General features: G+C 72.2%; 19 protein-coding genes. 9 read left to right on the forward strand and 10 right to left on the reverse strand.

All coding sequences use genetic code 11. From position 1 onward, the window contains the following. Nucleotides 1-17: 17 nt before the first annotated feature. Nucleotides 18-866, reverse strand: coding sequence for a helix-turn-helix transcriptional regulator (locus tag CFK41_RS14525; RefSeq protein ID WP_096800317.1), 849 nt, complete (start codon nucleotides 864-866; stop codon nucleotides 18-20). 86 nt (nucleotides 867-952) lie between these two features. Here CFK41_RS14525 and CFK41_RS14530 point away from each other — a divergent pair, with 86 nt between their 5' ends. After that, the gene (locus tag CFK41_RS14530; protein WP_096800318.1) at nucleotides 953-1,732 is read left to right on the forward strand and encodes an SDR family oxidoreductase; all 780 of its coding nucleotides are present in this window, start codon (nucleotides 953-955) and stop codon (nucleotides 1,730-1,732) included. Nucleotides 1,733-1,917: 185 nt separating this feature from the next. Here the strand turns inward: CFK41_RS14530 and CFK41_RS14535 are convergent, their stop codons facing one another. Then, entirely contained in the window at nucleotides 1,918-2,868 is a 951-nt protein-coding gene (locus tag CFK41_RS14535; protein WP_096800319.1) for a hypothetical protein, read from the reverse strand. Nucleotides 2,869-3,164: 296 nt separating this feature from the next. Between CFK41_RS14535 and CFK41_RS14540 the strand changes: the two genes are divergently transcribed. The 5 genes from CFK41_RS14540 to CFK41_RS14560 all read left to right on the forward strand — a co-directional run bounded on the left by CFK41_RS14540 (nucleotide 3,165) and on the right by CFK41_RS14560 (nucleotide 8,840). Beyond that, the gene (locus CFK41_RS14540) at nucleotides 3,165-3,827 is read left to right on the forward strand and encodes a GntR family transcriptional regulator (protein WP_227873100.1); all 663 of its coding nucleotides are present in this window, start codon (nucleotides 3,165-3,167) and stop codon (nucleotides 3,825-3,827) included. A 171-nt stretch (nucleotides 3,828-3,998) separates the two neighbouring features. Next, the gene (locus CFK41_RS14545; protein WP_169928830.1) at nucleotides 3,999-5,267 is read left to right on the forward strand and encodes an MFS transporter; all 1,269 of its coding nucleotides are present in this window, start codon (nucleotides 3,999-4,001) and stop codon (nucleotides 5,265-5,267) included. Then, nucleotides 5,264-6,172, forward strand: a complete 909-nt coding sequence (locus tag CFK41_RS14550; RefSeq protein WP_096800322.1) for a dihydrodipicolinate synthase family protein — start codon at nucleotides 5,264-5,266, stop codon at nucleotides 6,170-6,172. The genes CFK41_RS14545 and CFK41_RS14550 overlap by 4 nt, the downstream gene beginning before the upstream one ends. After that, on the forward strand, nucleotides 6,169-7,305 hold the full coding sequence (locus CFK41_RS14555) for a mandelate racemase/muconate lactonizing enzyme family protein (protein WP_096800323.1): 1,137 nt from the start codon (nucleotides 6,169-6,171) through the stop codon (nucleotides 7,303-7,305). Before CFK41_RS14550 ends, CFK41_RS14555 begins: the two co-directional genes overlap by 4 nt. Then, on the forward strand, nucleotides 7,296-8,840 hold the full coding sequence (locus tag CFK41_RS14560; protein ID WP_096800324.1) for an aldehyde dehydrogenase (NADP(+)): 1,545 nt from the start codon (nucleotides 7,296-7,298) through the stop codon (nucleotides 8,838-8,840). The genes CFK41_RS14555 and CFK41_RS14560 overlap by 10 nt, the downstream gene beginning before the upstream one ends. A 165-nt stretch (nucleotides 8,841-9,005) precedes the next feature. Here CFK41_RS14560 and CFK41_RS14565 read toward each other — a convergent pair whose 3' ends face one another. The 8 genes from CFK41_RS14565 to CFK41_RS14600 all read right to left on the reverse strand — a co-directional run bounded on the left by CFK41_RS14565 (nucleotide 9,006) and on the right by CFK41_RS14600 (nucleotide 16,083). Continuing rightward, nucleotides 9,006-9,425: a GNAT family N-acetyltransferase gene (locus tag CFK41_RS14565; RefSeq protein ID WP_227873101.1), complete on the reverse strand. Its 420-nt coding sequence runs from the start codon at nucleotides 9,423-9,425 to the stop codon at nucleotides 9,006-9,008. 27 nt (nucleotides 9,426-9,452) lie between these two features. Continuing rightward, nucleotides 9,453-9,737, reverse strand: a complete 285-nt coding sequence (locus CFK41_RS14570; protein WP_096800326.1) for a hypothetical protein — start codon at nucleotides 9,735-9,737, stop codon at nucleotides 9,453-9,455. A 105-nt stretch (nucleotides 9,738-9,842) separates the two neighbouring features. Further along, the gene (locus CFK41_RS14575; RefSeq protein ID WP_096800327.1) at nucleotides 9,843-11,093 is read right to left on the reverse strand and encodes an alanine racemase; all 1,251 of its coding nucleotides are present in this window, start codon (nucleotides 11,091-11,093) and stop codon (nucleotides 9,843-9,845) included. Continuing rightward, the gene (locus CFK41_RS14580; RefSeq protein ID WP_096800328.1) at nucleotides 11,090-11,746 is read right to left on the reverse strand and encodes a bifunctional 4-hydroxy-2-oxoglutarate aldolase/2-dehydro-3-deoxy-phosphogluconate aldolase; all 657 of its coding nucleotides are present in this window, start codon (nucleotides 11,744-11,746) and stop codon (nucleotides 11,090-11,092) included. The genes CFK41_RS14575 and CFK41_RS14580 overlap by 4 nt, the downstream gene beginning before the upstream one ends. Next, complete coding sequence (locus CFK41_RS14585) at nucleotides 11,743-12,693, reverse strand: sugar kinase (protein ID WP_096800329.1); 951 nt, start codon at nucleotides 12,691-12,693, stop codon at nucleotides 11,743-11,745. The genes CFK41_RS14580 and CFK41_RS14585 overlap by 4 nt, the downstream gene beginning before the upstream one ends. A 3-nt stretch (nucleotides 12,694-12,696) precedes the next feature. Then, complete coding sequence (locus tag CFK41_RS14590; protein ID WP_096800330.1) at nucleotides 12,697-13,098, reverse strand: RidA family protein; 402 nt, start codon at nucleotides 13,096-13,098, stop codon at nucleotides 12,697-12,699. 20 nt (nucleotides 13,099-13,118) lie between these two features. Continuing rightward, nucleotides 13,119-14,738, reverse strand: a complete 1,620-nt coding sequence (locus CFK41_RS14595; RefSeq protein ID WP_096800331.1) for an N-acyl-D-amino-acid deacylase family protein — start codon at nucleotides 14,736-14,738, stop codon at nucleotides 13,119-13,121. A gap of 1 nt (nucleotide 14,739) precedes the next feature. Further along, complete coding sequence (locus tag CFK41_RS14600) at nucleotides 14,740-16,083, reverse strand: MFS transporter (protein ID WP_096800332.1); 1,344 nt, start codon at nucleotides 16,081-16,083, stop codon at nucleotides 14,740-14,742. 190 nt (nucleotides 16,084-16,273) lie between these two features. Here CFK41_RS14600 and CFK41_RS14605 point away from each other — a divergent pair, with 190 nt between their 5' ends. The 3 genes from CFK41_RS14605 to CFK41_RS14615 all read left to right on the forward strand — a co-directional run bounded on the left by CFK41_RS14605 (nucleotide 16,274) and on the right by CFK41_RS14615 (nucleotide 21,235). Next, on the forward strand, nucleotides 16,274-17,005 hold the full coding sequence (locus CFK41_RS14605) for a helix-turn-helix transcriptional regulator (protein WP_169928831.1): 732 nt from the start codon (nucleotides 16,274-16,276) through the stop codon (nucleotides 17,003-17,005). 88 nt (nucleotides 17,006-17,093) lie between these two features. Continuing rightward, on the forward strand, nucleotides 17,094-20,588 hold the full coding sequence (locus CFK41_RS14610) for an exonuclease domain-containing protein (protein WP_227873102.1): 3,495 nt from the start codon (nucleotides 17,094-17,096) through the stop codon (nucleotides 20,586-20,588). Further along, a complete protein-coding gene (locus tag CFK41_RS14615; RefSeq protein WP_151904771.1) occupies nucleotides 20,585-21,235 on the forward strand; it encodes a hypothetical protein in 651 nt (216 codons plus the stop codon). Before CFK41_RS14610 ends, CFK41_RS14615 begins: the two co-directional genes overlap by 4 nt. Nucleotides 21,236-21,448: the final 213 nt, after the last annotated feature.

Genomic DNA, 21,448 nt, shown 5'->3' on the forward strand with positions numbered 1-21,448 from the left:
TCGTCATCGGCGTCTCCTTAGTCTCCGACCCGCTCACTCCCCACCACCCCCAGCAGGTCCAGCAGCCCCGCACTGTCCGTCCCGAGCGCAGGCGTGAACCACAGCAGCCGCTGCCGGCCGTCCTCGCTGACCAGGTTCAGGCAGTTCACCTCGATCGTGCCGAGGCTCGGGTGGATGATCCGCTTGCGGTCCTGGCGGCGCACGGCCACGTCGTGCTGGGCCCAGAGCTCCGCGAATTCCGCAGAACCTTCGAGGAGCTCCTCGATGAGCAGGCGGGCCTCGGTGTCGCGGGGCCCTCGGGCGGCCGCCGCCGCGCGGAGGTCCGCGACGAGGCTGCGTGACTGGTGGGCGTGGTCCGCGGCGGGATAGATCTCGCGCGCCTGCTCCTCCAGGAACCAGCGGTGGATGAAGCTCGCGCGGCGCCCCCGCAGCCCGGACTGGTCGCCGAGCAGCGCGACGGCCAGTGGATTCTGCACGAGCGGCTCGTGCAGGTCGGTGATGACCTGGGCCGGGGTGGAGGGGAGACGGGAGAGCAGGTCGAGCATCCCGGGATGGACGTGCACCCCGGTGCCGGACTGCGGCACGGGCCGCTCGGCGAGGTGGAAGAGGTAGTCCCGCTCATCGCGGGTGAGGCGCAGGGCGCGGGCGAGGACCGCCAGGATCTGCTCGGAGGGCTGAGAGCCGGCACCGCGCTCGAGCTCGTTGTAATAGTCCACCGACACCCCGGCCAGCTGGGCGACCTCATCGCGCCGCAGTCCGGGAACACGCCGCCGGGGCCCCGCGGTCATCCCGACCTCCTCGGGGCGGATCCGATCCCGGCGCGTCCGGAGGAACGCCCCGAGCTCATGGAATCTGGTCGTGCTCATGCGGGCAGTGTGCCGCATCCCGTGCGGCCCGGACAGGGGACGGGATCCCCTGGTTCAGCGCCTGCTCGGCGCGCATCGTGGTCGACATGACGACCAGCCCTGACACCAGCACCTCCCGTACAAGCACCTCTCCCGCCCGACGCGTCGCGATCGTGACCGGCGGCTCCCGCGGCATCGGCCATGCGATCTCCCGGCGCCTCGCGGCCGACGGATTCGCGGTCGGGGTGAACTTCGCCGGGAACGCCGCGGCCGCCGAGCAGACCCTCGCCGAGATCCGCGGCGCCGGCGGCATGGCGCTCGCGTTCCAGGCCGATGTCGCCGACGAGTACCAGGTCGCCTCCCTGTTCGACACAGTCGAGCAGGCCTTCGGCGGGGTGGACGTGGTGGTGAACTCCGCCGGGCGCATGGCGCTCTCCCCCATCGCGGACCTCGACCTGGAGACGCTCGACGCCCTGCACCGCACGAACATCCGCGGCAGCTTCGTGGTGGCCCAGCAGGCGGCGCGGCGTCTGCGCCCGGGCGGCGCGTTCGTGGGCGTCTCGACCACCGTGGTCTCGACCCAGCTGCCCGGCTATGGCGCGTACACCGCGTCGAAGGCCGCCGTCGAGGGGATGACCCTGATCCTCGCGCGGGAGCTGCGCGGCCGGGACATCACCGTCAACACGGTGGCGCCCGGCCCCACGGCGACGGACCTGTTCCTCGACGGCAAGAGCCCCGAGCAGGTCGCGGCTCTCGCCGCCGCGCCGCCGCTGGAGCGCCTCGGCACCCCGGAGGACATCGCCGCGGCGGTCGCCTTCCTCGCCGGGCCGGACGGTCGCTGGATCAACGGCCAGGTGCTCCGTGCGAACGGGGGCCTCGCCGCGTGAGGAGCCCGCAGGTGCCGCCCCCTCAGGGGCGGTGCTCGGATCGTCCATCTTCTCGACCCACCGCTTCTCGGAGCGGTCGAGGATCGAGCCGCCAGGGTTGCCGGGAGTTCCACCTGATCGTCCGGGAGAGCACCCCGCGCTGAGGGCGGCAGGACGGTCGGCTCCGCCGTCGGCGACCTCGCTGATCAGAGCAGCTCGACCTCGTGGATCAGGTACACGGGCACCGTGGTGCTGCCGCCGATCTGGGTGTCGTAGCTGAGGCTGCCTCCGATGGTGACCCAGAGCTTCACCTCGTCGTCGGTGACGAAGGGGTCCAGAACCGGGCAGTCGGAGACCCCGTCCCCGGCGAGGCCCACGGTGTTGTGCTCGTAGTCGTACCGCTGTCCCTGCGGGGCATGGGAGATGGAGAGTCGCACGAAGCACTTGCCGGTCGCGGCGTCGAGTTGGGTGATCGCGCCATAGACGACCACCTGGCGGCCGATGTGGTCGTCGGGCGCCTTCACGATCTGGGAGAGACCCCGCTCGTCCAGCTCCTCGAAGCTGCCGAGGTCCGCCGGAGGGACCGTCGCGGCCGCAGTCTCCTCCGTCGGCTCAGGATCCTCGGTCGGCCCCGGTTCAGGGGCGGCGGTCGTTTCGGGGTCGACCGCAGGTTCCTCAGCGGGCCCGTCCGCCTCGGCGGCAGGGTCTGCCTCGCCTCCCGTGGCGTCGCCGTCCGGAGCGGAGTCCACTTCGGTCGGCTCGCCCGCATCGCCCCCGTCGGCGCCGTCCATCTCCCCCGCGGCGACGGTGGGCTCGGGTGCCGACGGGGACGAGGGCGCGGCCACCAGGCCGACGAGTGCGACGGTGGTCACGATCGAGGCCAGGCCGCCCACCACCGCAGCGGCGCCGGCCGCGTAGGTGCGCTTGGTGGCGATGCCCCGCCGCACTGCGAGAGTGACCAGCACGATCCCGGTCGCGGCGAGGGTGGCCCCCAGCAGCGGGAGCAGACCGAGCACGAACGCGGCCACACAGACGATCAGGGCCGCGAGTGCGAGCGGCGCCGACGATCTCCGGGCCGCGGCCGATGCCGGGCGCTCGGCGAAGGGGCCGTGGGAAGTCGGCGCTCCGCCGACGGGATCGGAAGGGGGCAGAGCCATGTCATCACCTGCGCCGTCCTAGCGGCGCATCCTTTCGAGCAGGGACCCGCACGGTCAGCGGATCGATGACTCGAGTCTGCGGAGTAGTGGTGACAGACGAGGCGGGGGGTGACGCATCCCGCGCATGGTCGACGCCCGGTGCTGCATGGGCACGAAGAACAGGGGGTGGACGTCGAGCGGGCAGCGTCGTCGGCCGGTTCATCGCGATCTACGAGTGAGGCGCTGAGCAGTCCAGTTCCGGGGAGCCCCGCGTCGCCCCGCAGCAGCTATGGCGCCCATCACTCGGGTCGTATATGATGTATGACGTGCCTTCCGCCTCGCCCACCCCCGCCGTCTTCACCTCTCGCACCGAGTTCGCCCTCGCGTCGATCAAGCAGGGCATCCTCAGCGGCCGCTTCACCCCTGGCCAGGCCCTCGTCGAATCCGAGATCGCCCAGGAGCTCGGCGTCTCCAAGACTCCCGTCAGGGAAGCTCTGAAGACACTCGAGATGAGCGGGCTGGTCGTCGTCCGCCCGTACTCCGGGACCCGCGTGCGGGAGCTGACCATGAGCGACGCCGTCGCCATCTACGATCTGCGCCTGCTGCTCGAGCCCGAGGCCGTGCGCCGCAGCGTGGCCCGGGGACTCGATCTGGACATCGCGACCTCGGCTCTCGACGACGCCGGGGCGACGGACGACGCCCCCACGCGCAGCCTCGCGAACCGTACGTTCCATGCCGCGCTCTGGGCAGAAGCGGGCAACCCTGTGCTCCTCGAGATGCTCGAGAGCCTGCGAGACAGGACGGCGCTCGTCGCCGTCTCCACATGGGCCCGTCGACCCAGCTGGGAGCTCGAGGCGCAAGAGCATCGGAGCATCCTCCGCGCCGCCGAGGCGGGAGATGCCGACGAGGCATCAGATCTCACCAGGGCGCACATCTCCGGATTCCTCGATCGATTGCAGAGGAAGGGAGGCGAAGCCTGACAGCGAGATGCGGCCCGTTCACCGCCAAGTTCCGGGGCCGCATCTCTCAGACGGTGCTCCGAAGGGAGCACTTCCGCTACTCAAGGAGCAACGTTGCTTCATCGTACTCAAACCGCCAGCACTCACACGGAGACAGCACGCGCCGGACGCAGCCACATGCGATGGACGATCGTGGCCTTCTCTGCCCTCGGCCTGACCATCGCCTATCTCGACCGAGCCGCCCTGAGCGTCGCCCTCCCCTTCATGGCCGAGGACTTCCACATCAGTCCGGCCGTCCAAGGAGTGCTCCTCTCGTCGTTCTTCTGGACCTACGCCCTCGCGCAGATCCCCTCGGGTTGGCTCCTCGACAAGTTCGGCCCTCGGGTCATCTACCCGATCGCCGTCGGCTGGTGGTCGATCTGGACCGCGCTGACCGCGCTGTCCACGGGCGTCACGAGCGCGATCGTGTTCCGGCTCGGCCTCGGGATCGGCGAGGCTCCGGTGCAGCCCGCGAACGTCAAGATCGTCTCCCAGTGGTTCCCCCGCCGGGAACGCGCGGTGGCCTCGAGCCTCTTCGACATGGGTCAGCAGATCGGCCAGGCCCTCTCCATCCCGATCGTCACGTCGATCGCCGTCTTCGCCGGTTGGCGCTGGGCCTTCCTGCTCATCGGTCTCGTCGGACTGCTGTGGATCGTCGGCTGGCTCGCCATCTATCGCTCTCCGGATTCGCATCCGCGCGTCAGCGAGGAGGAGCTCCGGCACATCCGCTCCGATCAGGCGGAGATGATTCCCACCGAGGACAGCAGCCCGCGGTGGCGCGACCTGCTCTCCAACCACCAGACGTGGGCCCTGACCTCCGGGTACGTCTTCCGCTCGCTCGCCGGCGCCTTCTTCCTCACCTGGTATCCGAGCTTCCTCCTCAACGACCGCGGATTCACCGAGGCGGAGTTCGGGATGGTCGGCGCGCTCCCCGCGCTCCTCGGAATCGCCTCGACGGTCCTCGGCGGCGTGGTCTCCGACCGGATGCTCGGCTCCGGCATCTCGCCGAGCCTCTCCCGCAAGATCCCGATCATCTCGGGTCTGGTGATCAGCGCGAGCATCGGATTCAGTCCCTTCATCGACAGCAATGCCCTGCTGATGGTGGTCCTGACGGTCTCCAGCGCCGCCCACTCCTTCGCGGGGGCCGCCATCCTGAGTCTCCCGGCCGAGGTCGCGACGAGTCCCGACCAGGTCGGATCGCTGGCCGGGTTCCAGAACTTCGGCTCCCAGCTCGGCAATCTCATCAGCCCCATCGGGATCGGGCTGTTCCTCACCTTCTCAGGCGGCTCGTATGTCGGCCCGCTGGTCTTCGCGGCCTTCAGCTGCCTGATCAGTGCGGCCATCTACGGCCTGTGGGTGCGGATCAAGCCCGTCGAACCACTGCCCTCCACCGCCTCCCCCACCGATCACGGAGCATCATGACCGCCTTGCACGACACGACCTGCGACCTCACCACCGTCGTCGGGATACCCGTCCTCCCCTACCGCGCCGACGGTTCGATCGACGACCGGGCCGCAGGCGAGCTCGCAGCGCGCCTGGTGGACGCCGGTCTCGGCGTGCTCACGCCGAACGGGAACACCGGAGAGTTCTACGCCCTGTCCCCGACGGAGCGCCGCATCGCGCTCCACGCAGTCCTCGACGCCGTCCGAGGCCGCGCGCGCATCGTCGCCGGTGTGGGGCTCGACCTGGACACGGCGACGACCGAGGCGCGAGCTGCCGTCGACGCCGGGGCAGATGCCGTGATGGTCCATCAACCCGTGCTGCCTTACCTGTCCCCCGAGGGATGGGTCGACTATGTCGCGACGGTCGCCTCCGCGGTCCCCGAGAACGCGGTGCTTCCCTACGTCAGCTCCCCGATCGTCCAGGGCGCCCAGGTGACCGAGCTCGTGCGGCGGTGCCCGAACGTCGTCGGGCTCAAGTACTCCGTGCCCGACCCCGTGGCATTCGCCCGCACCGTCCACGAGACCGAGCCCGAGCTGCTCTGGATCGCCGGACTCGCAGAGTCCTATGCACCGTCGGCCTGGCAGTCCGGCGCTCGCGCCTTCACCTCCGGTCTCGTGAACGTCGCCCCGCATCTCTCGCTCGAGCTCCTCGAGGCTCTCCGCGCGGGAGACCTCGAACGAATCTCCCGTCTGCAGGGCACGATCCGGGAGTTCGAGGCCATGAGATCGAGGAACCGGAGCGCCGACAACGTCTCGGTCGTCAAGGAGGCGATGCACCAGCTCGGTCTCTGCGACCGCTCGGTACGCCCGCCCAGCTCCCTGCTCCGCGAGGCGGACCGCTCCGCCATCGGCCGCATGCTCGAGGGCTGGGGGATCGCAGCATGAGGATCGCACGCCTGGAGACCTACCTCCAACGAGTCGGCGCCCGCCCTCGCGTCCTCCTCAAGCTCACCACGGATGACGGGATCGAGGGCTGGGCGGAGATCTACAACCACGGCCCGGACCTCGCCTACCCGGCGATCATGGAGTACTTCGCGCAGCAGATCACAGGAATCGACGCGAGTCGGGTCGCGTACGTGAATCAGCTGCTCCATCAGTCCGCGCGCTTCCCGCAGGGTGCCTTGGGACTCGCCGTGATCGCCGCCATCGATCACGCGCTCTGGGACGTGGCGGCGAAGGCCGCCGGAGTGCCCGTCTACCAGCTCCTGGGCGGCCGGGTCCGGGACCGGGTGCGCGTGTACACCGGCCTGTACTCCGCGCCCGATGTCCCGGAGCTGGTCGAACGGACCGCCGAGATCGCCGCGAGCACCGGCGTGGACGCCTTCAAGCTGAGCCCCTACCGGCGAGATCTGCACTCCTCGAGGTTCGGCCTCGTCGCCCGGGAGCTGGGGGTCTGGTTCGAGAGGATCCGTGAGGCCCACCCGGACTCATGGGAGTTCGCCTTCGACGCCCACGCCTGCCTCTGGGAGCCCCACCAGGCCGTCCAGCTCGCGGCAGCTCTCGCCCCGAACGATCCGCTGTTCCTCGAGGAGCCGATCCGGCCGGAACACCTCCCGGCCTGGACGCGGATCCGGTCGGAGATGTCCGTGCCGCTCGCGACAGGAGAATCCCTGTACTCCCCTCAGGAGTTCCATGCGCTGCTCACCGCCGGCGGCGCCGACATCGTCCAGCCGGACATCTGCGTCGTCGGCGGGCTCACGCAGATGCGCAAGATCGCCGTGCTCGCCGAAGCGCACAACGTCCCCGTGGCGCCGCACAATCCGATGGGGCCGCTGGCCACTGCGGCGAACGTCCACTTCGCCGCCGCGACGTGGAACTTCTCGATCCTGGAGCACGCCCCGGCGGAGACCACCTGGTGCCCTGATCCCTACCTCCCCGTCGACGGCCATCTCGATCTCCGACCCGACCGGCCCGGCTGGGGTCTCGAGATCGACGAATCGGCGCTCGCCACCGATGACTGGGTGCACTGGGAACGGAAGGTCCCGACGAGGAAGGACGGTTCGACCGCATGGATGTGACACCGCAGCACACGGACTCCCCCGCTCGCGAGGCCGAGGGTCCCGACGGCCTGGAGGCGGCGGTCCGACGCACGGCGCTCGCCGCCACGGCGTATCGGGGGTGGAGTCGCGGGCGGCGCGCCGAGCTCCTCGATGCGCTCGCGGACGCCATCGACGGTGCGCGCGACACGCTCGTCCCTCTGGCGCACGCCGAGACGCACCTGGGTGCTGCTCGGCTCCAGGGCGAGCTCACCCGGACCTCGTACCAGCTGCGCGTCTTCGCTCGGGAGATCCGCGACGGCGGATACCTCGAAGCGACCATCGACCACGCCGCCCAGACCCCGATGGGCCCCACGCCGGACCTCCGGCGCATGCTCGTCCCCCTCGGCGCAGTGGCCGTGTACAGCGCGAGCAACTTCCCCTTCGCGTTCTCCGTCCTCGGTGGTGACACCGCCTCTGCTCTCGCCGCGGGGAACGCCGTCGTCGTCAAAGTGCACCCCGGGCACCCCCGGACGTCCCGTGCCGTGTCTCGGATCGCAGAGCAGGTCTTCTCCGCCCAGGATGCTCCTGCCGATCTGCTGACCTTCGTCGAAGGTTTCGAGGACGGCGTCGCCCTCGTGCGGCATCCCCTGATCCGGGCCGCTGGTTTCACCGGCTCCCTCGGAGGCGGTCGAGCGCTTGCCGACGCCGCGGCGGCGCGCCCGGATCCGATCCCCTTCTATGGCGAGCTCGCCAGCCTGAACCCTGTGCTGGTCACGCCGCGGGCAGCAGCCACCAGGGCCGAGGAGTTCGGGACCGGGCTGGCCGGCTCGATCCTCCAGGGCGGGGGCCAGTTCTGCACCAAACCCGGGCTGATCATGGTCCCCACCGGTGACGCCGGGGACCGACTCGTCGCGTCGATCGGCTCGGTGATCGCCTCGGCCGCCGCGAAGCCTGCGCTCACGTCGGCCATGGCGGCGAGCTATTCAGCAGGAGCAGCTGACCGCGCAGCGTTGGCCGAGGTGCGGGCGAGAGGCAGGGACTCGACCGCGGACGACCAGACCCGACCCCTGCTGCTCGAGACGTCGGCGACCGCACTGTCCCCGGCTCTGCTCGAGGAGTGCTTCGGGCCGCTCGCCGTCGTGGTGCGCTACGGCTCTGCCGAGGAGGCGATGACCGTCGTCGACATGCTGGACGGCTCCCTCACCGCGACCATGCTGACCGCCGAGGACCGCGACGACCAGCTCGGCGACGTGCTCGCCGCCCTCACCGAGAAGGTCGGGCGTGTTCTCTTCAACGGCTATCCGACCGGTGTCGCCGTCAACCATGCCCAGCACCACGGCGGACCGTGGCCGGCGACGAACACCGTCCACACCTCGGTGGGCGTCACCGCGATCCGTCGTTTCCTCCGCCCCATCGCCTGGCAGGACGCGCCCCAGGAGGTGCTCCCCATCGAGCTCCGCGAGGAGTCGACCGATGTTCCTCGGCGCGTGGACGGGAGCTACGTGCTCGCGGCGCAGCACGTACACGTGCTGGGAGCCGACGGCGAGGACGAGCGAGAGGCCGGCAGCACCTGACCTTCTCGGCCGTGAGCCCGCGGCCGACGCTGCTCGAGCAGCAGCGCGGACAGTGCCTGCTGGTTCTGGCAGGTGGCGACGACCCCGTCGGCCCTGCTCAGGGTGCTCACGGACGCGGGGCTCGAGACCGCCCGGGAGGCGCTGCTCCCAGGATGAAGCGGGGCCTCACCGCAGCTCCTTGCGCAGGAGGAGCTCCGCGGGCTCGTCCGGGAGCAGCAGGACCCCCGCATCGGCGTAGCCGCGGCGGCGGTAGAAGTGCTGGGCGGCCTCGTCGGACCGGGTCGAGGTGAGCACCGCGTCGTGGCCGTCGGCCCGCGCACGCGCCTCCCAGTCCTCGACCAGACTGCCGCCCAGTCCACGGCCTCTGGCGGGCACGAGCACGAACAACATGTTCATGAACGGGATCTCGTCCCAGAAGAACCCCCATCGGAGCCATCCGAGGATCCCCTCTCGCCCGTCGACGACGAGCACCTGCCCGGCCGCGATCGAGGCCGCGAGCCTCTCCGGGCGAAGGTGCCGGTCACGGGCGGCGAGGACGTCGAGGTCCGACGACGTGGCGAGGCGGAGGGCGGGGGCGTGCGGCATGGCGCGATCCTGGCACATGGCCCGTGGTCACCAGCGTCGTGCGGCCCGGGACAGCGCTCGGCGCAACCGCTCGACCGCGTCGTGCATCTCTGCGGTGCCGACGTCCTGGAAAGAGCCCATGCCGCCGCGGAACAGGGCCTGTGATCCCCGCGCCGCCTCCCGGAGGGTGGCGCGGTCCGTGATGTCCGAGTACTTGTCCGCGAGGTGGCGCGCCACGGTGCCGCGAGCAGCGTCGCGCTCCGCCCGTGCGGTGCCGGCCAGCTGATCGACGGCACCTCTGATCTCGAGGAGTAGTTGCTCCGTATCTGCCATGGAGCCATGGTCCCATCGGAGCGACCAGGGCTCGTGCGGTGCGCCGCGGGTCAGCCCTCGTGCGCGCAGCCGTCCGGCGCGGGCTCGCGACGGGCCGACGGCCGCTCAGAAGAACGTCTCCACCGCCTCCGTCACGATCCCGCCGGCGTCGACGACGGGGATCAGGCGCCATTTGTCGAAGGCGGTGCACGGGTGGGAGAGGCCGAGCGTCACCACGTCGCCGATCGCGACCGGGGCCTCCCCCTCCCAGCGCAGGAAGGTGTGCTGGTCGTTCAGCGCCGTCACCTCCGCGCGGAGCGGCCGCTCCGTCCCGCCGAGGGAGTCGGCGACCGCGAGCGGCACGGGCAGGCCCTCGTCGAAGGGAACGTCGCGCTTGCCGGCATCGAGCAGGGCGAGGCCCGGCTCGGGCTGTGAGACCACCCGGGCGTAGGCGCGCATCGCGGGCAGCAGCGCCTCGGCCTCGGGCAGGCCGCGGTCGCGGTCCAGGGGCGAGATGCCCCGGTAGAAGCCGCTGTCGTGGACGATGTACGCCCCCGAGCGCAGCACCCCGCGAGTGCCGGGCACCCCCGCGATCGCGGCGGCGACGAGATCGGGGTAGGCGCTGCCCCCGGCGGTGATCCAGACGGTGCCGCCGACCAGATCCCGCACGCCCGCCCCGAGCGCGGCGAGGCGCTCGCAGTACTCGCGCACCGTCTCGAGCGCGGCCTCGCTGCGGTCGTGGCCGAGCGCGCCCTCGTAGCCGCTCACCCCGCGCAGCGTGAGCACGGGCGAGGCGGCGAGGCGCTCGGCGATCGCGAGGGCCTCGACCTCGGTGCGGGCACCGGTGCGCCCGCCCTCGGCCCCGAGCTCCACGAGCACGCCGAGGCGGGAGCCCTCCGGCAGCGCCTGCTCCATGAGGTCCACGGCGGCCAGGGAGTCGGCCCAGCACACGAGCTCCTGCGCGGGACGCTCCGCGAGCCAGGCGTCCAGGCGCCGCAGCAGAACGGGGTCCACGCACATGTTCGCGATCTGCACCGTGGGGATCCCGGCGCGCAGCGCCACGTCGGCCTGCCAGCCGGTGGCGACCGTGATGCCCGTGGCGCCCGCGTCGAGCTGGCGGTGCCACAGCACCGGGGCCATGGTGGTCTTCCCGTGGGGCATCAGCTCGAGGCCGCGCTCGGCGACCCAGTTGGCCATGACCTGGAGGTTGTGTGCCATCCCGGGGCCGTCGAGCACCAGCAGCGGGGTGGAGAAGCTCGCTAGCGGCTCCTCCAGCGCGGTGACGTCGCGGCCGACGAGCCCGGCGGGGAAGGACTTGTCCTCGGCGGTGACAGCGCGGGCGGTGGCAGCACGGGCGGCGACAGCACGGGGGCTCATCGGGCGATCACCTCGGCGAGGCGGGCGATCTCGGCGGGGTCCTCGAGCGCGCTGCCCACGGCCACCACGCGCACGCCGGCGTCGAGGAACTCGGCCGCGTTGCGGGCGTTCATCCCGCCGGTCGCGACGAAGCGCGTCTGCGGGAACGGACCGGCCATGGCGGGGAACCAGCCGGCCCCCAGCAGCGAGGCCGGGAAGGCCTTCAGCCAGCGCAGGCCCGCGACGTGGGCGTGCTGCACCTCGGTGGCGGAGGCGACGCCGGGCAGGGAGGCGAGCCCGGCCTCCTCGCTCGCGCGGACCACCGCGAGGTCCAGCCCGGGGCTGACGGTGAAGGCGGCGCCGGCGGAGGCGGCGACCTCCACGGTGGCAGCGTCCAGCACGGTGCCGGCGCCGACCTGCTTGCCGCGCTCGCGCCCGGCGGCGACGACGGCGGCGAGCGCCTCGGCATCGACGTCGGTCTGCAGCGGGAGCTCGACGGCGTCGATGCCGAGGTCCCAGGCGGTCGTCGCGAGCTCCAGGCTGCGCTCCACGCCCATGCCGCGAAGGATCGCCATCAGGGGCGAGGCGGCGAAGGCGGCGTCGAAGTAGGCGGCGCTGTCGGTGTGTTCAGGACTGTCGGCGCGCTGCGGGCTGTCGGTGCGGTGGGCGCTCATGAGCGGGCCTCTCCTGCGCGGGGTGCGCGGTCGGTGGGGGACGTGCTGGGCGAGGGGATGTCCTGGGTGCTGGAGAGCGCGTGGGCGGCGCGGGCGTGGCCGCGCGCCAGGCGCCCGGCGGCGTCCTCACCGCGCAGCAGGCCGTCCATCCAGCCGGCGGCGAAGGCGTCCCCGGCGCCCACGGCCTCGACCACCTCGATCCTCGGGGTGGGCACGGCGGTGCGCTCCCCCGCCGTGAACTCCACGGCGTCGACGTCGGCGTCCTTCACCACGAGGTGCGGGACGTCCGGGAACAGGGCGCGGACGTCGTCGGCGGTGTCGGTCCCCCACAGCACGGCGGCCTCGTCCCGGCCCACCAGGACGATGTCCGCCTCGCGGGCGGCCGCGAGGATCTCCCGTCCGGCCTCCTCGGTGCTGTCCCAGAGCGCGGGGCGGTGGTTCACATCGAGGCTCACCAGCGCGCCGGCGGCGCGGGCGGCGGCGATCGCGGCGTGCACGAGCTCGCGGCAGCCGGCCGAGAGCGCGAGCGTGATCCCGGAGAGGTGCACGAGGCGCGCCTCGGCGAGGTCCACGCGGTCCAGCTCGCCCGGCCCCATGCGGGAGGCGGCGGAGCCGGCGCGGTAGTAGAGGACGCCGTGGCCGGGGTCCTTGAGGTACAGGCCCGTCGGGGCGCCCGGATCCATCCGGACGTGCCGCACGTCCACGCCGTGGGCGGCGATCTCGCGGCGCACCCGCCGGCCCAGCGCGTCCTCGCCGAGGGCGCTGCACCAGGCGGCGCGGTGCCCGGCGGCGGCGATGTGGCAGGCCACGTTGGACTCGGCGCCGCCCATCGAGAGGCGGAGGTCCTCCGCCTGCTCGAGCGGCTCGGGGCGGGCGGGGGCCACCAGCGCCATCGTCTCGCCGAGGCAGAGCAGGTCCAGGGGCCGGTCGGGGTGCGCGACGGGCATCGATCAACCCGCCACTCGGGCGACCACGTCGATCTCGACGAGGATGTTCGCCAGCTGCGAGCCGACGGTGGTGCGCACCGGGTACGGGGCGGTGAAGAACTCCTGGTACGCGGCGTTGAACTCCGCGAAGTCGGCGAGATCGGCGAGGTGCACGGTGGTCTTGAGGACCTGGTCCATGGTCGCGCCGTGCTCGTCGAGGACGGCCTGGATGTTGCGCAGCACCTGGCGGGTCTGCTCGGCGACGGACTCCGCGACGGCGTTGCCGTTCTCGCGGTCCTGGGGGCCGAAGCCGGCGGTGAACAGCAGGTCGCCGCTGACGATGCCCTGGCTGTAGGGGCCGGCCGGCTGCGGGGCGCGCTCGCTGACGATGGCCTGCTTGGCGGGGGTGTTCTGCGAGGTGGTCATGGGGTTCTCCTTGGGGTTTCCTACAGGGTGACAGGGCCGGCGGGCGCCGGTCTGCCGGGTTCAGGGGCGGGACGGCTCGCGCGCACGCCGCCGCCGGGCAGGGCGCCGGTGAGACGGCCGCCCGCGAGCACCGGGACGCCGCCCACGAGCACGTCGTCGATCCCCTCGGCGAGCGCGAGCGGGCTCTCGTAGCTCGCGGCCTCGCGCACCTGCTCGGGGGCGATGAGGGCGAGGTCGGCGATCGCGCCGGGGCGCAGGCGCCCGCGGTCGCCGAGGGCGAAGAGGTCCGCGGCGGAGGTGGACAGGTGCTGGACCGCCTCGGCCCAGCCCAGGTCGCCGCGCTCGCGCACATAGGTGGCGAGGAAGGCGGCGAAGGTGCCGCGGGCGCGGGGATGGGGATGCGCGCCCACGAAGATCCCGTCGGAGCCGCCGAGGTGCCCGGGATGGGCGAAGAGCCGGCCCAGGTCCGAGGCGGGGCGCTGGTCGTGCACGGCCATCACCACGTTGACGTCCAGCCGTGCGGCCAGCAGCAGGTCGAGCGCGGCATCGACCGCGTCGGTGCCGCGGCGGAGGGCGATCTCGGCGAGGGTGAGGCCGGGGGCCCAGTCGTGCTCGGGGGCGCTCGTGTGCGCGAGCGTGATCAGCTCGGGCCAGTCCTCGCCGAGGCTGGGGTTCTTCGCGACCTGCGGGAACCAGTCCCGGCGCAGCACCTCGCGCTGCGCCGGCGAGCGCAGCTGGGCGAGCACGTGGTCCGTCTCCTGCGCGGTGAGGGCCGGGGGCAGCATCGTCATCGACAGCATCGAGCAGCCCCGCGTGTACGGGTAGGCGTCGAAGCTCCCGCGCACGCCCTGCGCGGCCATCCAGTCCATCAGGCGCCACGCCTCGTCGGCCGGGGTGTGGAAGTGGGAGATGTGCACGGGCACGCCGGCGGCCGCACCGATCGCGGTCGCCTCCTCGACCCCCACCTGGGCGTTGTGCTCGTAGCCGCCGCGCATGTGGGTGACGTAGGGCAGGCCATGGGGGGCGAGCGGCGTGCACAGCGCCGCGATCTCGTCGGCCTCCGCGAACAGGCCCGGCACGTAGTCGAGCCCGGTCGAGAGGCCCACGGCGCCGTCGGCGATCCCGTCGGCGACCAGCCGCGTCATCGCCTCCCGCTCGGCGGGCAGGGCCGGGCGGGACTCCCGGCCCATCACCTGGTGGCGCACGGTCCCGGCCGGCACCAGGTAGGCGACCCCGAGCGGGATCCGCCCGTTGTAGCCGGCCAGCAGGTCCGCGACGCGGGGCCCGCGGTAGGCGGGGTGGGCGCCGTTGATCGGGGCGAAGTACTCCCCCGCGAAGGCGCCGTCCCCGGGGGCGAAGGAGACGCCGTCCTGCCCGGTGACCACGGTGGTGATGCCCTGGCGCAGCAGGGCGAGCTGCACGTCCGGGTCGAACACCGCCGCCTCGGCGTGGGAGTGGGCGTCCACGAAGCCGGGGACCACCAGGCGCCCGTCGGCCTCGAGCACCGCGGCGCCCGCGGGAGCATCGAGGTCGGGGCCGATCTCGGCGATCCGGTCGCCCTCGACGAGGACGTCGGCGCGGAAGGGGTCGTGGCCGCCACCGGGGTGGACGAGGCCGCCGCGCAGCACGATCGAGCTCATGTCAGGGGGCCACCTTCGCGTGGAGCCGACCGGCGTTCTCCGTGTCGGGCCGGATCGAGGCCGCCGCCGTGGCGACCGCTCCGATCAGGCAGATGGCGACGACGTAGGCGATCACCGGCCAGATGCTGCCGCTCGCCCAGCCCACCAGGGCGGTCGCGATCAGCGGCGCGAGGCCGCCGCCGAGGGTGTTGGAGAGCTGGTAGCCGATGTTCACGCCGGTGGTGCGCTGCTCGACGTCGAACATCTCGGTGAGCATGGTGGAGAGCGTGGACTGCATCGCGACGCCGGGGATCACGAACCCGACCACCATGCCCAGCCAGATCAGACCCGTGCTCTCTGTGGAGTAGAGCAGGAACGCGGGCCACACCAGCACCGCGAAACCGATGCAGCCGGCGATGTAGACGGTGCGTCGGCCCACCCTGTCCGAGAGGGCGCCGTAGGCGGGGGCTACCACGATCTGCAGCAGGCCCACGATCATCGTGCCGAGGAACCCGACGGAGGCGGCGGTGCCCTCGGCGACCATGTAGGCCAGGCCGTAGGTGAGCACGATGTACCCGGCGATGGACTGCGGCAGGCCGATGAGGATGCCCAGGATCGTGTTCTTGGGGTGGCGGAACACCTCCAGCAGCGGCGAGCGAGCCTTGTTCGTGGCGTTCGCGACGTCGCGGGCGTGCTCCTGGAACTCCTCGGACTCCTCGAGATGGCGCCGCAGCAGGATCGCGACGATCGACAGGACCAGGGAGAAGACGAACGGGATGCGCCATCCCCAGGTCATGAAGAAGGACTCGGGCCCGGCGCCGAGGCCGGCGAACATGCCGGCGGAGAGCACGTTGGCGATGCCGGCGCCGGAGATGAGGAAGGCGCCGAAGAGCCCGCGGCGGCCCACCGGGGCGTGCTCGACGACCATCGTGGCGGCGCCGCCCATCTCGCCGCCGACGAACAGGCCCTGCATCATGCGCAGGAGGATCAGCAGGATCGGTGCGGTGGCGCCGATGGCGGCGTCCGACGGGATGAGGCCGATCGCCGCGGTGGACAGCCCCATCCCGATCACGGTGATCAGCAGCGTGACCTTGCGGCCCAGCCGGTCGCCGATCGCGCCGAACACGAGCCCGCCCAGCGGGCGGAACAGGAAGCCGACGGCGAAGCTCGCAAAGGAGGACAGCTGCGCGACGAACTCCGAGTCGCCGGAGAAGAAGACGTGCGGGAACACGGTCGCGGCGGCGAGGCCGTAGAGGTAGTAGTCGAAGTACTCCATCAGGGTGCCGATGGCGCCGCCGGCGATGGTGCGCTTCTGCTTCGGGCCGAGCTTCGGCGCTGCGCTCGCAGCCTCTCGCTGAATGGTCATGGTCGTGCTCCTCGGGGCGGGACGGATCCGGGGCGGCGATGCGCCGGAGGTGCTGCGCGGGCGAGCTCGGCGACGGGATCGCGACGACAGCGGGAGCGACGATACATAAATTATCTGCCCTTGACTACCATTCTGTTCACATCGTTCGTCCCGGATGAGAGGATGGGGCCGCCGTCGAAAGGAGGGCGCCGTGCCCGTCACACCCGAGCTGTCCCCGCACAGCGCCGTCGCAGAGCCCGCCGCGCCCGCCGAACAGGTCGCCGAGCCGCGCTTCGCGGACATCACCGCCGCCCACCGGATGCTGGCCCCGCTGATGGAGGCGATCGCCGCCGTGGGCGGCCCGCACTGCGAGGTGGTGCTCCACGACCTCAGCCGGCGCGACCTCGAGCACTCCGTGTACGCGATCGTCAACGGCCACGTGAGCGGCCGGAGCGTGGGCGGGCCCTCCACGAACCTCGGCGCCGAGGTGCTGCGGGACGAGAGCCTGGACCACAACGCCTTCGGCTACCGCGGGCGCACGGCCGACGGGCGCGAGCTGATCAGCTCGTCCGTCTACTACCGCGACCACGACGGGCGGATCCTCGCCTCGCTGTGCATCAACCGCGACCTCTCCCCCACGCAGAACGCGATGGCGGCGCTGTCCGCCCTGCTCCCGGAGAGCTCCGGCGACGCCGGCGGCGCCCCGCACGAACTCGTCGCCCCGGACGTCACCAGCGTGCTCGAGGACATGATCTCCGAGGCGATCACCGCCACCGGCAAGATCCCCTCCGCGATGACCAAGGCCGACCGCATCGAGGTGCTGCGCCTGCTCGAGGACCGCGGCGCCTTCCACATCAAGCGCGCGGCCGAGAAGGTCTCGGCGCGGCTCGGGGTGTCCCGGGTGACGACCTACGGGTACCTGGACGAGGTGCGACGGGGGTAGACGGCTCCTGCCGGGCGGTCGACCAGCGCTGTCAGCACTCTCTGGGATGATCGAGGGATCTTCGCTCTCCGCTTGGGAAGGGGCTCCTGTGGGGCTGCTCGATCGTCGTCGCCGTGGGCCGTCCGCCTCGACGGGGACCGTCCCGACGGGGACCGTCCCGCCCGGCCCGTCCGCGATCCCGCGCTTCGCGGTGATCGACGTGGAGACCACCGGGCTCCGCCCCGACAGCGACCGGATCCTCGAGCTCGCGATCCTGCGCGCCGACGAACACGGGATCGTCCTCGATCAGTGGACCGCGCGCTTCCATCCGGACGGCCCCGTCGGCGCGACCCACATCCACGGGATCACCGACGCGGACGTCGCGACCGCGCCCCGGTTCCAGGATCTCGCGATCACCATCGGGAGGGCCCTGCAGGATCTCGTGGTCGTCGCGCACAACGCCGAGTTCGACGTCGCCTTCCTGCGCGCCGAGTTCACCCGCGCAGGGCTGCCGATGCCGCGTTTCCGGACGTACTGCACGCTGCAGGGCAGCACGCTGTACCTGCCGCATCTGCCGCGGCGCAGGCTGTCGGACTGCTGCGCAGCGCTCGGGGTGACGCTCCAGGGCGCCCACTCCGCGCTGGGCGATGCCTTCGCCGCCGCAGGCCTGCTCTCCCGGTATCTCGCGATGGATGCACGGACGGGGTATTATGACGCGCCGCTCACCGCGACGCGTGCGCTGCGCGCTCACGCGATGGCACCGGCACCGGCGCCGGTACAGGCACAGGCACAGGCACAGGCACAGGCACAGGCACAGGCACAGGCACAGGCACAGGCACAGGCACAGGCACAGGCGAGCGCGCTCGCCCCGAAGGCGTCGCCGGCCGCGCTGCCCCCGCGGCCTGTCGCCTCGCAGCCCGCTGCGACGGACGCGGGCATCTCCGACCCCACGCCGCTGACCGTCCACTCCCCCGCCGCACCCGTGAGAGCACCCCGCACGGGGGTCGAGGTCTCCCCCACTGCGATCCGTGCCTGGGCGCGTGCGCAGGGCATCGCGGTCGGAGATCGCGGGAGGCTGAGCGCTGCCCTTGTCGCGCAGTACCGAGAGGCGATGACCAGCGAGGACTCGGCCTCGCCGGTGGACCAGGCGGGCAGCGGGGCCCCGGCGCCGCCGGCTGTCACCCCGCCGGAAGCCGCTTCCGCGTCGGAAGCCGCCTCCTCGTCGCACGCCGCCGCCCCGTCGGCCGCGTCCGCACCGGCCCCGTCGGCCGCGCCAGCCCCGTCGGCCGCGCCAGCCCCGTCGGCCGCCCCTCTCACCATCACCGACGAGTTCCAGGCCGCGCTCGACCACCTCCACGCCGGCCACCACCTGTTCCTCACCGGCAAGGCGGGCACCGGCAAGTCGACGCTGATCCGCCACTACCTCGAGTCCACGCAGCGCAGCACGATCACGGTCGCGCCCACCGGGATCGCGGCGCTGAACGTGGACGGGTACACCATCCACCGCCTGTTCTCCTTCCCGCTCGGGGTCACCGAGGAGACGGTGCGCGGCGGCGGATACTACCCGGGCCGCTTCGCGAAGGCGCTGAAGGAGCTGGACACCCTCATCGTCGACGAGGCCTCGATGGTGCGGGCGGACCTGTTCGATGCGCTCACCGCGGCGCTCGAGCTGTACGGCCCCCGGCCCGGCACGCCCTTCGGCGGGGTGCAGCTGGTGCTGGTGGGCGACCTGTACCAGCTGCCGCCGGTGGTCACCGATCGGGAGGCGGCGTGGATCGAGGAGCGCTTCGGGACCCCGTTCTTCTTCTCCGCGGCCTCCTTCGACCCGGCGACGTTCCCCGTGGTCGAGCTCGGCACCGTGTTCCGCCAGCAGGGCGATGATCGGCTGGTCACCCTGCTGAACGCGGTGCGGGACGGGACGCTGCTCGAGGACGCCCGGGCCGAGCTGAACCGGCGCACCGATGCCGAGTTCGAGCCCGCGCTGGACGAGTTCTGGCTGACGCTCGCCACCACGAACCGGATCGTCGGCGCCCGCAACCGGCAGCTGCTCGAGCGCCTCCCCGATCCGGCGCGCACCTTCACCGCCCGGATCAGCGGGGACACCGACGGGTTCGAGCACCCCACCGACGACATGCTGCAGATCGCCGTCGGCGCGCAGGTGATGCTGCTGAACAACGACCCGGGCGATCGCTGGGTCAACGGCACCCTGGGCCGTATCACCGCGATCGGCGCCGACGAGGACGGACCGCTCATCACGGTGCTCCTGCGCGACGGCCGCACCGAGCACGTGCGCGAGCACACCTGGGAGATCACCCGGCCCAGCGTGCAGGGCGGCTCGCTCCTGCACGAGGTCGTGGGCACCTTCACCCAGCTGCCGATGAAGCTGGCCTGGGCGATCACGATCCACAAGTCCCAGGGCCAGACCCTGGACCGCGTGGTCGTGGACCTCACCGGCGGCACCTTCGCGAACGGCCAGCTGTACGTGGCGCTCTCGCGCTGCACGAGCCTCGAGGGCCTGGTGCTCCGGCGCGAGGTGCTCCCCCGGGACCTCAAGACGGACCAGCGGGTGCGCCGCTATCTCGCGACCGGCGCGGCGAGCACCGAGGCGCTCGGCGAGGCGTACCTGTCGGTGCTCACGGTGGGGACCGACGGGGACCGCTGGCGGCCCCGGCCGGTGGAGATCGCGGTGGTGACCGAGGACGGGGACGAGGCGAGCACCGTCCTGAACCCCACCCAGGATCTGTTCTCCGCGCGGGACGAGTTCGGCCTGACCACGCGGGACGTGCAGCTCGCGCCGCTGCTGGCCGAGGCGTGGCCGGCGCTCGGCGCGCTGCTGGCCGGTCGGGTGCCGGTGGGCGTCGGGGTGGACCGTCAGCTCGCGAACGTGGACTTCGAGCTCAAGCGCAACGGGATCGTGGAGCCGATGCCACTCGGGCTCGACCTCCCTCTCCGCCTGCTGACCGAGGACGAGCGATCGCGGCTCGCGGCGCCGACGGCGCTCGAGCGGGCCCGGGCGGTGCGCGATGCGGTGCGCCGCCTGCGCGCCTCAGGCACCGAGCTGCCCGGCACGGGCACGGCGTTCCGCCAGGTCGTCACCGGGCACGGGTACCTGCTGGCGAGGACCACCGGCGCCGACGGCACCGCGCGGCCGACAGGCTTCGTGGTGGGCGGGAACCTCGGCGCGGAGGACGACTCCGCCGAGGTGCTCGCGCGGCTGCTCGGTGAGATGTGGGAGCGGGTGCTCTCCCCCGACGACGAGGTGGTGCAGCGACTGCGCGAGGTGGAGCGGCACTTCGGGGTGGCCGTGCTGCCCGAGGGGTTCGAGGCCGACGGCCCCGTGGCGGCGGCCGATGTGCTGGTCGCCGGGGCGCGCGTGTGCTTCTCCGGGACCGTCCACTCGCCACGGCACGGGTGGCTCGAGAAGGAGGCGCTGCACGCCATGGCCGAGGCCCGGGGGCTCGTCGCGGTGCCGACGCTCACCAAGACCCGCACCGACGTGCTCGTGGTCGCCGAGGCCGGCTCGCAGTCCGGCAAGGCGAAGAACGCCGCCAAGTGGGACAAGCCGGTGCTCACGGCCGAGGAGTTTTTGGAGTGGGTGGGGTGAGCGGCAGGGTGAGAGCGGCATCGAACCTGTGGATCACGTTCCGCGCCGACGGGACCCTCCGCCTCGAGCTCCTCGTGGACTGGTACACGCTCCTGGGCGTCGCGGAGTGCCGCGTGGAGGATCCGGAGGGAATTGCTCGGACCCTCGCCGCCTGGTCTCTCCGCCCAGCGGCCGACCCCACGCCACGCTTCGCGAACGGTCGCGCAACGCGCTCGCAGGACTTCGGCGTGGGGTTCCTGGCAGCCTCCCCGCATGACCGCGCGGCGCTCGGGAGCATCCGCGGGCGGCAGGAGGCATTCCGGGAGCTGTTCGGGGAGCCCCGGCCAGGATCCACGGAGCAGGGCGAGGCCGACTGCCGGCGCATGGCCCGCGTGCTCGTCACGGCGTTCCTCCGATACCGCGCCATCGCTCATGAACGACTCGCGGGCGGCGCCTATCTCCCGGTGCTGCGCGCGCAGCTCGCGCGCTGCCAGGCGCTGGGCGACGATCCCACTGGCTACCGCGTGCTGGAGCATTCCCTGCTGCCGATCCTCGAAGACGAGCAGTACCTGCGGCTCGCCGAGGATGAGCAGGCCCGTGGGCTGATCGCGGCGATCGATGCCGAGGTGGCGCGGCTGCACGGCGTGTGCATGAGCTCGGAGCGGTGAGCGTGCCGCGCTCGCGGGCAGCGCGAGATTTGTGCTCCATGTCAGTTATCAACTGACATGGAGCTCATTCGCTGCACCCCGTCACAGCACGCCCTGCGCCTCGCTCCCCACCGGGATCGGCGTCATGCGGGTGACCACCGTCGGCTTCTCGAGCAGCTCCTCGACATCGCCCCGCAAGAGCGTCCCGGCGGCGCCGTTTCCCGCTCGCCCCGG

The sequence above is a fragment of the Brachybacterium ginsengisoli genome, assembly GCF_002407065.1.
Lineage (GTDB): Bacteria > Actinomycetota > Actinomycetes > Actinomycetales > Dermabacteraceae > Brachybacterium > Brachybacterium ginsengisoli.